Origin of the sequence: Mycobacterium bulgaricum (assembly GCF_041287165.2) — a bacterium.
Taxonomy (GTDB): Bacteria; Actinomycetota; Actinomycetes; order Mycobacteriales; family Mycobacteriaceae; genus Mycobacterium; species Mycobacterium bulgaricum.
The window spans coordinates 249,812-262,848 of record NZ_JBGGKV020000005.1 but is presented as its reverse complement, the minus strand read 5'-3'; the positions used below and the strand labels follow the sequence as shown (position 1 = coordinate 262,848).

Annotated in this window: 12 protein-coding genes; 5 read left to right on the top strand and 7 right to left on the bottom strand. The window is 65.8% G+C overall.

Features of this window, described 5'->3' with window-relative positions:
- Positions 1-85 precede the first annotated feature (85 nt).
- Positions 86-1,369, top strand: coding sequence for a hypothetical protein (locus ACAG24_RS16420; protein WP_370473643.1), 1,284 nt, complete (start codon positions 86-88; stop codon positions 1,367-1,369).
- Here ACAG24_RS16420 and ACAG24_RS16415 read toward each other — a convergent pair.
- Together ACAG24_RS16415 and ACAG24_RS16410 are read right to left on the bottom strand one after the other, a co-directional pair.
- Positions 1,359-2,432 carry an NAD(P)H-dependent amine dehydrogenase family protein gene (locus ACAG24_RS16415; protein WP_370473644.1) on the bottom strand — a complete coding sequence of 358 codons (1,074 nt, stop codon included), beginning with the start codon at positions 2,430-2,432 and terminating at the stop codon, positions 1,359-1,361. The two genes, ACAG24_RS16420 and ACAG24_RS16415, sit on opposite strands and share 11 nt — an antisense overlap.
- A gap of 20 nt (positions 2,433-2,452) precedes the next feature.
- Positions 2,453-3,481 carry an aromatic ring-hydroxylating dioxygenase subunit alpha gene (locus ACAG24_RS16410; RefSeq protein ID WP_370473645.1) on the bottom strand — a complete coding sequence of 343 codons (1,029 nt, stop codon included), beginning with the start codon at positions 3,479-3,481 and terminating at the stop codon, positions 2,453-2,455.
- A gap of 70 nt (positions 3,482-3,551) precedes the next feature.
- Between ACAG24_RS16410 and ACAG24_RS16405 the strand changes: the two genes are divergently transcribed.
- Positions 3,552-4,175 (top strand): TetR/AcrR family transcriptional regulator, encoded by a 624-nt coding sequence (locus tag ACAG24_RS16405; protein ID WP_370473646.1) that lies wholly within the window; start codon positions 3,552-3,554, stop codon positions 4,173-4,175.
- Here ACAG24_RS16405 and ACAG24_RS16400 read toward each other — a convergent pair.
- Both ACAG24_RS16400 and ACAG24_RS16395 read right to left on the bottom strand, forming a co-directional pair.
- The gene (locus ACAG24_RS16400) at positions 4,166-4,498 is read right to left on the bottom strand and encodes a branched-chain amino acid transport AzlD family protein (protein ID WP_370473647.1); all 333 of its coding nucleotides are present in this window, start codon (positions 4,496-4,498) and stop codon (positions 4,166-4,168) included. The two genes, ACAG24_RS16405 and ACAG24_RS16400, sit on opposite strands and share 10 nt — an antisense overlap.
- 2 nt (positions 4,499-4,500) lie before the next feature.
- On the bottom strand, positions 4,501-5,217 hold the full coding sequence (locus tag ACAG24_RS16395; RefSeq protein ID WP_370473648.1) for an AzlC family ABC transporter permease: 717 nt from the start codon (positions 5,215-5,217) through the stop codon (positions 4,501-4,503).
- A 45-nt stretch (positions 5,218-5,262) separates the two neighbouring features.
- Between ACAG24_RS16395 and ACAG24_RS16390 the strand changes: the two genes are divergently transcribed.
- Positions 5,263-6,252, top strand: coding sequence for an alpha/beta fold hydrolase (locus ACAG24_RS16390; RefSeq protein WP_370473649.1), 990 nt, complete (start codon positions 5,263-5,265; stop codon positions 6,250-6,252).
- On the opposite strand, the gene ACAG24_RS16385 is transcribed toward ACAG24_RS16390, so the two are convergent.
- Both ACAG24_RS16385 and ACAG24_RS16380 read right to left on the bottom strand, forming a co-directional pair.
- Positions 6,235-8,856, bottom strand: a complete 2,622-nt coding sequence (locus tag ACAG24_RS16385; protein ID WP_370473651.1) for a M4 family metallopeptidase — start codon at positions 8,854-8,856, stop codon at positions 6,235-6,237. The two genes, ACAG24_RS16390 and ACAG24_RS16385, sit on opposite strands and share 18 nt — an antisense overlap.
- Before the next feature lie 181 nt (positions 8,857-9,037).
- Positions 9,038-9,337, bottom strand: a complete 300-nt coding sequence (locus ACAG24_RS16380) for a putative quinol monooxygenase (protein ID WP_370473652.1) — start codon at positions 9,335-9,337, stop codon at positions 9,038-9,040.
- Positions 9,338-9,421: 84 nt separating this feature from the next.
- On the opposite strand from ACAG24_RS16380, the gene ACAG24_RS16375 reads away from it, so the two are divergent.
- Together ACAG24_RS16375 and ACAG24_RS16370 are read left to right on the top strand one after the other, a co-directional pair.
- Positions 9,422-9,928, top strand: a complete 507-nt coding sequence (locus ACAG24_RS16375) for an NUDIX domain-containing protein (RefSeq protein WP_370473653.1) — start codon at positions 9,422-9,424, stop codon at positions 9,926-9,928.
- A 17-nt stretch (positions 9,929-9,945) separates the two neighbouring features.
- Positions 9,946-11,559: an alkaline phosphatase D family protein gene (locus ACAG24_RS16370; protein WP_370473654.1), complete on the top strand. Its 1,614-nt coding sequence runs from the start codon at positions 9,946-9,948 to the stop codon at positions 11,557-11,559.
- Here the strand turns inward: ACAG24_RS16370 and ACAG24_RS16365 are convergent.
- On the bottom strand, positions 11,556-13,004 hold the full coding sequence (locus ACAG24_RS16365; protein WP_370473655.1) for a peptide MFS transporter: 1,449 nt from the start codon (positions 13,002-13,004) through the stop codon (positions 11,556-11,558). The two genes, ACAG24_RS16370 and ACAG24_RS16365, sit on opposite strands and share 4 nt — an antisense overlap.
- Between the last annotated feature and the right edge of the window lie 33 nt (positions 13,005-13,037).

Sequence of the window (13,037 nt, the reverse complement as noted above, 5' to 3'; positions counted from 1 at the left end):
GCAGCAAACTCGTTGAAGGGCTGGTTGTCGACAGTCCGTGGTGCTAGGTTCCCTCACAGGGGTTACCAAGAAAAGGGGGAAAGACATGGTTTCACTGGTTCGCTCAAGCGCGGCGCTGGCCATCACCGCAGTCACCGGCGCGACCGCGGTAGCCGGACCGGTCGATCCGCCCGCAACGGCAGCGCCGAGTGCAGAAAATTCCGCTGCGGTTAATTTGACCGCCTCGTCCTCTTCGCTGGTGGAGCCCGGACTCGCAGCGGATCAGATCGACGAGTCGTTTCTCGACTTCCGCACGGGAGTTCGCGAGGAGTTCAACGCTTTCGCCAACCGTCTGGGCTACCTAGGCAAGCAGATGCACATCGGATTCAACTTCGGCGAGAGCGTGTTGGCGAGCGCCGTCTTCAACGGCACCGACATCCTCCGCGGCGAGGGCTTGTTCGAGAACCTGAGCGAATTCGCCGTCGACATCGCCTTGGCCGCCGCGTGGGTCGTGGCCGACGAGTTGTACCTCCACATCGAGGATCTGCCGCCGATCGAGATCCTTCTCAACCGCCCACCGCGCGATGCCGCGCCCGGCTGGACACGGCCTCAGCCACCCGACCCGGTCCGGCCCCTCGTCCCCGAACCGGACGCGGCCGCCGCCGTCACCGACGCGGACGTCGAGGAGCCGAGCGCATTCGCAGACGAAGTCGACCAGTCCTTCATCGAGGCCCGCCACGAATTCCGCACTGCCTTCACGCCGTTGGCCAACCAGCTCGGCTACGTGGGTAAGCAGCTCTACATCGCCGCCAACTTCGTCGAAAGCCTGGTCGCCAGTGTCGTGTTCAACGGCACCGACATACTTCGCGGCGAGGGATTTTTGAAGAATCTGGGCGAGATCGGCTCCGACGTCCTCGTGTCCGGCCTCTGGATCGGTGCCGACGAACTTTACCTCCACGTGCCGGGGCTGCCGCCGATCGACGTCCTGCCCAACCGTGGTCCCGCGGACGCCCCGCAGGGGTGGCGTCGACCGCTGCCGCCGCAGCCCGGTCGCGACCTCGTCGTCCCGGTCCCCTACGTCGGCGACCTGCGCCCCGAGGCAACGGCGACCCGCGACGAACCCGACGGCAGGGAGTCAGGCAGCGAAGAAACCCAGGAGTTCGCCGAGGACAACCCGACGACCTCACGGCCTCCGACCACCTCGCAGGCCGGCGGCGAAGATGCCCCCGAACAGGACGCACCCACCCGCAAGACGACCAAGGCCGACAACGACAAGAAGGCAGACCAGCCCGTCGATTCCGAGGACGCTGAGGACGCCGGCGGCAACGTGAAATCCGAGGACGCCGGCAGCAACGAGGGCGACGACGACGCGGATAGCGCTACAGCTTGAACCGTCCCGCGAAGCCGCGCAGCGGCAGGTCGGCGGAGGTGATGATGCCGGGCCGGGCTGCCACCACGGACTTTATCGACGCGAGCGCAGGCATTCCGGTGACCGTCATCCCGATGGAGGCGAAGTTGGCCGGGTCGGAGAGATCCACGCCGGGCTTCGGGAAGATCATGTGCTTGTTGTAGATGTTGGGATCGCCCTTGATCTGGGTGATGTAGCAGCCCTTGATATCCCAGCTCGGATCGGTGTGCGGCGTCATCTGCCACTCGAGGTGTGTTTCGACCCGCGGGACCCCGTCGACCATGCCCTGGTACTTGATGTAGTTACCGCCCAACGATCCCTTCGGCAGCTTGTACCAGCCGAGGTCGACGTCTTTGGTGCATGCACCGAGCTCATAGGAGAACTTCACCTCGTCGAGGGCCAGATCGAAACAGTCGGCCATCATGTAGACACTGTCGGCGAACACGCGCGTGTACTTCTCCAGCTTGCCCGGGATCTCGGGATCGTCGACCGGGGCGCCGTATCCGACCTCGATCCAGGTGTCCTTCGAGTGATGGCAGGACACATCGACGGATTCGATCGTCGTGATGTTCTCGATCTCGGCGACATCAGCGGAGCAGACCACCCCGAGAATCTGGTTGAGGCCGGGGTTCATGCCGGTTCCGTAGAACGTCGAACCGCCTTTCTCGCACGCCTCTTGGAGTAGCTGGGTGACCGGCTTGCCGGAATGGTGCGGATGGTTGCGGTCGCGGTGCCATCCGGTGATCCAGTCCGCGGTGGTGACGATGTTGATCCCGGCCTCCAGAACCGAGACGTAGAGGTCCTCGTCGGGAAACACACCGTGGAACGTGACCACGTCCGGTTTGGCGGCGATGATCTCCTCGATCGTGCCCGTCGCGGTCACGCCATTCGGTGCGATGCCGGCGAGCTCACCGGCATCCCTGCCCACCTTGTCGGGCGAATAGCAGTGCACGCCAATCAGTTCGAGGTCGGGCTGGTCAGCCATCCGCTTGATCATCTCGGACCCGACGTTGCCGGTCGCGACCTGGAAAACCTTGATCGTCATCGAAAGCCTTTCTCGGAGAGTCAGTGAGCGGATCGGGCGGCCAGCTCGGCGGCGCTGCCACCCAGGCCGTCCGGATAGAACTTCTTGGCCCATTCGCGGATCGCGGTGAAGCCTTGCAATTCCGAGCTCGACAGAGCCGGCGGATCGGAGTAACGCTGATGAGACCAGATGTGGATGTCCTGGCGGAACTGGCGGATCACTTCGAGGCCGAACTCCTCGGCCTTGAGGCGGGCGCGCTCGGGATTGCGCACCTGGCCTTTCGGTCTGCCGATGTAGACCATGAACCGCACGTCGGAGGTGCGGTCGTCGACCGGGGTGATCGCCGAGATGGTGCGATTGTCGATCATCCCCCAGCTCTTGGTCACCGCGATCCCGAGTCCGCCGTTGATCGCCTCGACGCCGCTGCCGACGTCCTCGATCTTCTGCGCGTCGTCACCTTCGAACGTGATCGTGAAGTCGACGTAGGAGATGGGCTCGTCGAAGTCGTGGCGGGTGAAGATCGGGTTGATCGGCGTACCGTGCACGTACTTGAAATGCGCGAAGTCGACCCCGTTTTCGAGCACGTACTGGGGGTGCATCTCATGCCCCTGCTCGAACAGCCGCTGCTGCGGGTAGTAGTCGTCGATCGTCGAGTCGTCACCGAAGCTGGCGAAGATGTCCGGAGCGTCGAAGAAGGGGTCGCGGTTTTCGGTGTCGTGCCAGATGTACACGGACTCGTTGCGCTCGACGACGGGGTAGGTCTTGATGCGCCGGCCCCGGTTGGGACGGTCCTCGTAGGGGATACAGACGTTGCGGCCCTGCTGATTCCACTGCCATCCGTGGAACGGGCACTGCAGCACCTCGCCGTGAACGGTGCCGCCGAAACCCAGGTGCGCGCCCAGATGTTCGCAGTATGCGTTCATCACCGTCAGCTGACCGGACTCCGCGCGCCACGCGATCATCTCCTGGCCGAAGTACTTCATGGTGTGGACGTCACCGATCGCGATGTCGTCGGACCACGCGACCTGGAACCAGCCGGTCGGTTTCATCGACAGGGGCGGTTTGGCCATGAACCGAATCGTAGAGCACTCAATGAAAGAAACATAGTGGGCTCTACGAAAACTCTGTAGTCTGCTCTTCATGACCGACGTCGATGCGCCCGCCCGGCGACCCAATCGGCGCGGCCAGGCCACTCGGCAGAACATGCTCGAGGCGGCACTGAAGTCCTTGGCCTCGGGCGATCCCGGTTCGGTGTCGGCGAACCGTATTGCCAAAGACATCGGCGCGACCTGGGGCGCGGTTCAATACCAGTTCGGGGACGCGGACGGCTTCTGGGCCGCAGTCCTGCACCGCACCGCCGAGCGCCGAGCCGATGTGTTCGCGGCGGTCGAGACCGACGCGTCGTTGCGCGACCGGGTCGCGAGCATCATCGACACGCTGTATGACGGTTTGGCAGAACCAGATTCACGGGCCATCGAGAACCTGAGGGCGGCACTGCCCCGCGACCACGCCGAGCTCGAGCGGCTGTATCCGCAGACCGCGGCCGAGCTGTATTCGTGGGGGCAGTCGTGGCTGGAGATCTGTCGCAGCGCATTCTCCGGCCTGGGCGTCGACCCGGAGCGGGTCCGTGAGGTCGCGACGTTGATCCCCGGTGCGATGCGGGGTCTGGTGTCGGAACGCCAACTCGGTTCCTACGCCGATCTCGACGTCGCACGGCGCGGGCTGACCAACGCACTGGTTGCCTACCTGCAGGCTCAGGACTGAGCCCACGCGGACATCAGCGTCACATAGGTCGCCGTGCCGACCAGGATGCTGAGCAGGGCCTGTCCGCGCCACAGGTGCAACCCCGCCGTCGTCGCCACGGCGACGACCAGCCACAGCAGCTGAGCCGGCGTGTCGCCTGCCACTGTGGTCAGCGTGTAGATCGCCAGGATCGCCATGACCCCGAGGGGCATGTGGACGCTCACGTACGTGACGACAGCGCTTTCCCGGAGTGGCGCCAGCACGGCGAACGGGAGGGCACGCAGCGCCCAGGTGATGCCTGCGCTGACCGCCACGAGCAGCGCGATGTATCCGTTGTCCGGCATGGTCAGGCACGCTCTCGTCTGCGCTGCACCAACATTCGCATCAGCAGCACACCGGTGAATGCGGCGAAGGCCGACACCAGCAGCTGGCCGGGCACCACCAGCCACGCCACGATCGCGCACGCCGATGCACTCGCCGCGGTCAGCCAGTCGGGGCGCTGACGGAACGCGTCGATGCCGAGCACGATGAACAGTGCGGTCAATGCGAAGTCCAGGCCGACGAGGCGATCGATCGGCAGCGCCTCCCCGACAAGGCCGCCGAGCATCGCACCGGTGACCCATAGGAGATGAAACAGCAGCTGCATGAGCAGGATCGGACGGGTGGTCCATGTACGCGCCTCGGGGCTGACCCCGACCGCGTAAGCCTCGTCGGACAGCGTGTAGGTGCTGTAGGTCTTGCCGAGCAACCCGCGGACGCGGTGCAGTGGGAAAGACAGCGCATAGAACACGTGCCGCGAGTTGACCACGAACGTCGTCAGCGCGACCGTCACGATCGGAGCGGTCGTCGCGGCCAGGTGAACCATCAGGAACTCCAGCGAACCCGCGTAGATGACGGCGGCGAACACAGGCGCCCACCACCATGCGAGCCCTGCGTGGACCACCAGGAACCCCAGCGCCATACCGAGCGGGATGAACGCAAGCCCGATGGGGGCCGACAACGATACGACGCTGCGTAGTGAGTGGTCGGGCGCGGGGTTCGGAGAAGCAGAGCTCGCCGGCACCGAAATCACCTCCTGAATGTCGATCAGGGAACTAGCTTTCCACGGGTGGACATCTTCGAGGACTGGCACCGCGACGGCACCGCCTTCACCTGGGTCTCCACCACCGCATCCAACGCCGGGGCCGAGGTGGAGGTGTTTTGGCGCCGTGCGGGCACACCGGGCGCCCCGGCACTGGTCTGTGTGCACGGCTTCCCGACGTCGGGAATCGACTACCACGGGCTGGCGCGCGAACTGGCGACCGAGTTCGACATCTACGTGCTGGACTTCCCGGGGTACGGCCTGTCCGGTAAACCGTCGGCGCCCTATACCTATTCGCTCTACGACGACGCCCGACTGCTGGTGCACGCGATCACCCACGTGTGGAAACTGGACCGGTTCCGGATGATCACCCACGACCGCGGCAGCAGCGTCGGCATGATCGCACTGGGAATGCTGGACGAACGCGGTTCGCTGCCGGTGGACGTGTTCCTGACCAATGCGAACATCTACCTGCCGTTGGCAAACTTGACCGCATTCCAGGTAGCGCTGCTCGACGAGGGCACCGGACGCGCGACCGTCGCCGCCACGACGCCGGACATGTTGGCCGCAGGTCTCGGTGCGACGACGTTCATGCCTCGTCGTAGCGGCAATGATCCTGAGATCGCCGCTCTCGCACGCTGTTTCGCATATAACGACGGCATCCGCGTACTGCCCGACACCATCAGATATCTGCACGAGCGTGCCGCCGACGAGACCGGTTGGCTGGATCGGTTGTCGACCCTCGACGTCGACACCACGCTGATCTGGGGTCTGCACGACGGTGTCGCTCCCCTGCGCGTCGCCAACCACGTCTGGCAGACCTACCTGAAGCCCAAACCCGGCCGTAACCGGTACTGGGTGGTGCCCACCGCCGATCATTACCTGCAGTGCGACGCCCCTGACCAATTGGCACAGATCATCCGCCTGACCGCGCGGGGCGAAGCCACCGACCTGCAGACACTCGGCGGCCGCCCCGAGGGTGCGGTGCTGGTTGACCGATCAGACCGCGACGGATGACACTGGCGCACCATAGATCTCGACGGCGTCGAAGGCGCGCGCGATCGCCTCGCGCTGAGCCGGGCTGAGCCCCTGCTCGAGCGCTGAGCTGAGCACCGCCGCGCGGGCGTCGGCGAAGCGCGCCGTCGAGCTCAACCGCGGGATCGAGTGGTAGAACACCTTGGCCCAGGTCACGTCCGAAACTCCGGCGGTCGCCGAGTCGGTCATCATCAGATACGCGGCGTGGCTGAAGATCGTGCTGTTGATATGCTCGCCGTGATCGTCGCCGCTCCCGGTGTATTCCTTGCTGAGGCGATCCCGATACGGCCCGTAGGAGGTCGTGACCGACGTCGGGTCGGCGAGATTGCGCACAATGCCGTTTCCGGAGTCCTCCGCGATCAGCCACCGATCGGCGCCGGTCGCTCCCTCGACCAGGACCCCGAAGATGTCTGCGTAGGCCTCGTTGAGCGCCCCGGGCTGACCGGAGTCCAGCGCCGAATCGCCGAGGATGCTGCTGATGACCGCATGGGTGAACTCATGGGCGACAATGTCGACATCGGCCTGGAGATATCCCTTGTCGCCGAACGCGAACTGCTGGATCGTCGGGTCCCAGAACGCATTCGAGTACCCCAAAGGCGATGAGCTCGGCCGGTAGCGAATGCTGATGACGACCTTTGCGCCGGCACCGTCGAACGACTCGCGGCCGAGCACGTTCTTGAAGTAGTCGTAGACCACGGCGGCATTGGCGTGCGCGGACACCGCCGAGGTGTCCCAGCCGAACAGGCTCCGCTTGACCACCCTGCCGGGCAGCACCGGTGAACCCAGCCCGAACAGACCGTACGACGTCTTGTACGTCGTGATGTTCCGGGTGGGGTCAGACATCTCGGAGGAGCTGAACCACAACACTTTCCGGGTGTCGATGGTGATGGTCCGGGTGTCGCCCAGCCAGTCCTTGGCTGTGGTGACCGCGGCGGCACCGTGAGCGTTGGAGACGCTGATGATGACGGTGCCGGCTTCCGCGCCGTCTGCGTGGATCAGGAATGTCGCCCCCGACGGTGCGAGCTCGCCGGTGTCGGGGACGTGAACCACCACTCGCCAGGCCAGTTCGGGATCGGCGTCCTCGGTCACCGTGAAGACCACCAGCTCGTTGGTGAATGCGCTTGCGGTGATGAAGGACCCGATCGATGCCGGGTCCGCGTTCGGACCGAGGTAGGCGCTCGCGGCGACCACGCGGACCTCGGCGGCCTCGTCGACCGACTCGTCGGGAGTGATGTTGAAATTCTCTGCGAGCGCGCGGTAGTAGTTGAACACGCTCGTGACATCGCCATCGGCGTCGGTGACCAGTATGACCTCACTGCCCAGAACCCTGATTCCGCCGATGGTTTCGGTGAAGCGATAGAAACGCTCGAGGGTGCCGCCGTCGCCTGCAGTCGATGCGGAGACTTCGGCGATATCGGCGAACCCGGTGGGCGCACCGAGCACGGGCGCGAGGGAGTTCAGCACAGCGGCGGCGTCCGCCGCGTTCACGACCACCTGATCGGTGAACGCGCCCTCGATCACGCTCACCACACCCGTGCTGTCGGTGGTGATGTCAACGCCGTCACGCGCGGTCAGCCCGTCGATGTCCAGGGTGGGTGGAATGCCAAGGCGTGCAGGACTATTGGCGGCGATGGACACGGTGACTTCGGTCGGCCTGGCGATACCGAGGAGTCCGAGCAGACCGTGCACGTGGAACGGATTGCCGGAGGTGTCGTCGACGCGGACGATGAACCGGTCGGCACGACCTGCAGCCGCGGCCCCGGGGCTGTAGGTGAAGCGCCCGCTCGTGTCCATGACCACTCGTCCGTAGGTGGGACCGGAGACGAGGACGTAGGTGAGTGCCGCATCGTCGTAGTCGACGGCGTTGACGGTGCCGGCGACAGCACCGTCGGGACCGGGGCCGGAGATGGTGACGTCGGCGAGCGGGCGCTGGTTGTTCCAGGTGTACTGGGCCTGCCGGACCGCCAGCCAGAGGGACTCGACCAGCGCCGACACCGGAGTGGCGGGGGCGGGTACGTCTTCGCGGGCAGAGCGCAGCCCCACCCAGGTCAGCACGTCGGTCGCGATGCTCTCGGTGGTGACCGGGCGTGCACTGACGAGGCTGCGTACCGAGGAAACGGGTGCGACGGCAGGTTCGGGTGCGACGGCAGGTTCGGGTGCGACGGCGGCTTCGGGCGCCTCGGCCTCGGCCGGTTCGTCGGACTGTTCGGTGATGTCCGCGGTGTGCAGCTCATCGGATTCGGCAGGCGCGTCGTCGTCGAGTGCTGCAGCGCGCGACCGCTTGTGCGACTGCGTACGCACCTCGGCTTCGGGTTCGGCGTCGACTTCGGGAAAATCGGCGTCGTCGACGTCCGGCGATTCGCTCTCCGCGGCGTCGGTGGATTCGGTTTCGGGTTCCGCGCCGGTGTCACTCGGCGCGGCGTCCGACGTGTCGTCGGATTGCGAGACGCCCGTATCGTCGGACGGACTCGCGACGGCGACTCCCTGCCCCACGACCATGCCCACGCCGATGCCGGCGAGGACGATCCCCGAGTACAACCCCCGGCGCGGACCGCTCAGAGCCCGCGGATCCAGGCACCACTCCACAGTAACCCCCAATGCTGCGCTAAGCGAGGAACGTACCACCGCTCAGCAAACAAAGGTGACAATCCGGCGATGCACACGTGCGCACGACCCGCGGCCTGCGGAAAGCCGCAACCGTCACGTTGCAGACGCAAATTCGACCACTGGCTGCCGCGCCCCGTGGGGATCACCGTTCACCGGGCCCTCACCCGTCGTCGCCGGACAGCACGCGAACGTCCGCGACGTCGTACTCCGACACAGCTGCCGACAGCATCGTCACCTGCTGCTCGTCGCTCGGCCCGCTGCCGCGGAACTCGTTGACCGCGGCCTGGGACTCCCAGCGCTCATAGACGTTGATCCGCCGGGCGTCGATCAGATCGGCGCTGATGGCGAAGTCGAGACAGCCCGGCGTGCGGCGTGCCTGCTCCACGACGGCCACGCACCCGCGGAGGTAGGCCTCGCGCAACTCGGGCTCGACGGCGAGATGCCCCGAAACGATCACCATGGACTCGCTCCTTTCCGTAGTCGCAAGTAAGGACAAGCCCGGACCGCGAGAATCATCGCCCCGCTCTCGATTACCGTCGACACTGTGGCCGACCCGCCGTTGCGTCATTCGTGTCGCGCGCTTCTCATCGACGGCGACAGCATCCTGCTCGCACAGCATCGCGTCGTCGACGACTACGCCGTATGGGCGGGCCCCGGCGGCGGCGTCGAGCCCGGCGAGACGCACCTGGCGGCGCTGAGCCGGGAACTCCACGAGGAAACCGGGCTGATCATCACCGCCGAGCACACACCGCAGCTGGTGTGGATCCAGACCGCCACGATGCCGTGGATGCGCGGACAGGGCCTCGCCGGCCTCGTCAACCACTACTTCCTCATCCCGGTCGTCGCCTTCGAACCGGCGAGCGGTGTCACACCCGAGGCGCCCGGCCACCCCGATTCCGAGGGGATCCTGACCCAGCGGTGGTGGGCGCTGGAGGCCATCGAGGCCGCCCACGCAGCCGGTGAACTGTTCTCCCCCCGGGCCTTACCAAAACTGTTGCGAGAGTTGCTCACCGATGGGCCTCCGACAACTCCGCTGGCGCTCGGGCTGTAGTGGCCTAGGGTGGACCGGTGACTCTTGCTCTGGGCCCGGTGCTTCGCCATGTCGCCGAGACGACCGCCGTGGTGTGGGTGCAGACCGAAGCGCCGGCGGAGGTGGAGATACTCGGCTGCTCGGCGACGACGTTCGAAGTCGACGACTGTCACTACGCGTTGGTGGTCGTCGAAGGTCTGACGCCCGACTCGGTGTTCCAGTACGAGGTGCACATCGACGGTGTGAAGGCCTGGCCCGAGCCCGGTTCTGAATTTCCGCCCAGCGTCATCAGGACCCGCGGTCCCAAGACCGCCGACCGGCTGAAGGTGATCTTCGGATCCTGCCGTTACCCGAAAACCGGCGACCCGAAGATCGACGACAAGCTCGGGCTCGACGCGTTGGACTGTTTCGCCACGCGCCTGACCGCGATGCCGGTCGAGGAGTGGCCCGACGCGCTGCTACTGCTCGGGGACCAGGTCTACGCCGACGAGCTGACCCCGGAGGCGCGCCGCCAGTTGGCCGGCCATCGGAAGTCGAAGCGGCGCCCACCGGACGAGGTCGTGACGTATACCGAGTACGAGCGGCTCTACCGGCACACATGGGGCGACCCCGAGATCCGGTGGATCCTGTCCACGCTGCCGACCGCGATGATCTTCGACGATCACGACATCCGGGACGACTGGAACACCTCCGCCCCCTGGAGGGCGGAGGTCAACAAGAAGCCGTGGTGGCGCGACCGGATCCATGCGGGGCTCGGATCCTATTGGGTTTACCAGCATCTGGGGAATCTCAGTCCCGCCGAATTGGCCGCCGACGACGACTATCAGAAGGTGCTGGCCATCGAGGGCGACTGCTGGCCGCATCTGGTCGAGCTCGCCGACCGCGCCGATTACGAGGTCGACGGTGACAAGGGTCTGCGCTTCAGCTTCCGGTGGGATCTGGGACGCAGCCGTCTCGTCATGGTGGATTCCCGCAACGCCCGGATTCTCGACAGCGGCGATCGGAAGATGCTCGGAGACCGCGAGTTCCGCTGGGTGGAAGAGCAGGTCGCTGATGATCTGGACTCGGTCGACCACCTGCTGATCGGCTCGTCACTGCCCTGGCTGCTTCCGCCGGCGCTCGGTGACATCCAAATCATCAACGAGATCGCCGCCGACCGACCCGGCCTGCGCGGGACGATCGCCGAAAAGATCCGTCAGGCAGCCGATCTGGAGCACTGGCCGGCATTCCTGCAGTCCTTCCTACGGTTCAGCGGGATGATCGAAGCGGCGGCACAGGGTTCGCCGGCTACCATCTCGGTGCTTTCCGGGGATGTCCACCACAGCTACGCTGCGCGTGCGCTGTTCCGTGGGACGGGTGAGACCACGGTGCACCAACTGGTGTGCTCCCCCGTCCACAACTATGTGCCCGCCCCCGTCAAGCCCGCGTTCAAGTTCGCGTGGTCGGCGCGGGTCGCCCGGCTGACCCGGCGGTGGGCCAAGCGCGCGGGTTCACCGGATCTGCCGATGTCATGGGCGAACCTCAGCGGACCGCAGTTCGGCAACACCATCGCCAGCTTCGAAGCCAAGGGCCGCGTCGCGGAGGTCTTCTTCGAGCAACCCGAGGACAACGGGGAGCTGTCTACGGTGGCGCAGGTCAAACTCTCCGGCTAGTGCACGCCCTCCATCTGGCGGCTGATCCACGGTGCGATGACGAACACGACGACGCCGGCCGCGACCGCGACGGCGCCGAGGATGCCGAAATACGCTGCTTCGCGGGCGGTGTCGTAGTAGCCCGCGAGAACACCGGACATCGACGTGCCCAGACCGACCGAGAAAAAGTACAGCGCCATCATCTGCGCGCGGAATGCCTCCGGCGCGAGCTTGGTGGTGACCGACAGTCCGATCGGTGATAACAGCAGTTCCGACACCGCGAACACGCCCAGGATCACCAACACCACCAACGCGGGCACCGCGCTGACCCCGGCCAGCGGCACGAAACACAGGAACGCCAGGCCCATGCCGATGACGCCGTAGGAGAATTTGCGCGGCGTGGTCGGCGCACGGTTGCCCAACCGCGTCCACAGGATGGCGAACAGCGGTGAGAGGGCGATGATCCAGATCGGTTCGATCGATCCGATCCAGCTCGACGGTGCGACCCACCCGAAGATCGACCAGTTCATGCGCTCGTCGGAATACACCGCCAGCACGGTGAAGATCTGCTGGAACAACGACCAGAAGACGGCGTTCGCGATGAACAGCGGGACGAACGCGCGGACCCGCACCCGCTCCGGTGCCTCGACATGCGGGCTTCGCAGCATGATGGCGAAGTACGCGATCGAGGCGACCACGATGACGCCGGTCGTGACCTGGGACAGGTTCGCCAGTGTCACCAGTTTCAGCGCCGCCGCGGCCGCGATGACGACGAGCACCGCAACGAAAACCGCGACAGCCTTGCCGATCGCGCTGCGTGGCAACGGGTTCGGCACCTCTCGGCCGTGCCCCTCCAGGTTGCGCCGGAACGCGACGTACTGGATCAGACCCAGCGCCATCCCGATCGCGGCCGCGCCGAATCCGTAGTGGAACCCGATCCGCGTCTGCAGCAGCCCGGTGATCAGCGGGCCGATGAAGGCGCCGAGGTTGATGCCGAGGTAGAACAGCGTGAACCCGCCGTCGGCGCGCGCGTCGCCCTTGGCGTACAGCGTGCCCAGCAGTGAAGAAGCGTTGGCTTTCAGCGCACCCGAGCCGAGCGCGACGAACACGAGCCCTACGCCCACTCCCGCCAAGCCCGGCAGGACAGCCAGGGCGATGTGGCCGACCATCACGACGACGCCGCCGTAGAACACCGTGCGCTCCATGCCGAGGAGCCGGTCGGCGATCCAACCGCCGAGCACCGTCGACAGATACACCAGGCCGCCGTAGGCGCCGACGATGCCCGTCGCGGTGGATTGCGGCAGGGCCAGCCCGCCATTGGTCACCGAGTAGTACAGGTAGTAGCCCAGGATGGTGAGCATCCCGTAAAAGGAGAACCGTTCCCAGAGCTCGACGCCGAACAGATTGGTCAGCCCGATCGGATGACCGAACAACGTGCGTGATGTGGTGTGCTCACGAGTCGCCATAGGGTCAGCCTGCCTTGTTCGCACCCCTCACAG

Excerpts from the sequence above, each read along its gene's own strand:
- ACAG24_RS16420 (WP_370473643.1), top strand. The coding sequence starts at position 86 with ATGGTTTCACTGGTTCGCTCAAGCGCGGCGCTGGCCATCACCGCAGTC.
- ACAG24_RS16415 (WP_370473644.1), bottom strand. The coding sequence starts at position 2,432 with ATGACGATCAAGGTTTTCCAGGTCGCGACCGGCAACGTCGGGTCCGAG.
- ACAG24_RS16410 (WP_370473645.1), bottom strand. The coding sequence starts at position 3,481 with ATGGCCAAACCGCCCCTGTCGATGAAACCGACCGGCTGGTTCCAGGTC.
- ACAG24_RS16405 (WP_370473646.1), top strand. The coding sequence starts at position 3,552 with ATGACCGACGTCGATGCGCCCGCCCGGCGACCCAATCGGCGCGGCCAG.
- ACAG24_RS16400 (WP_370473647.1), bottom strand. The coding sequence starts at position 4,498 with ATGCCGGACAACGGATACATCGCGCTGCTCGTGGCGGTCAGCGCAGGC.
- ACAG24_RS16380 (WP_370473652.1), bottom strand. The coding sequence starts at position 9,337 with ATGGTGATCGTTTCGGGGCATCTCGCCGTCGAGCCCGAGTTGCGCGAG.
- ACAG24_RS16365 (WP_370473655.1), bottom strand. The coding sequence starts at position 13,004 with ATGGCGACTCGTGAGCACACCACATCACGCACGTTGTTCGGTCATCCG.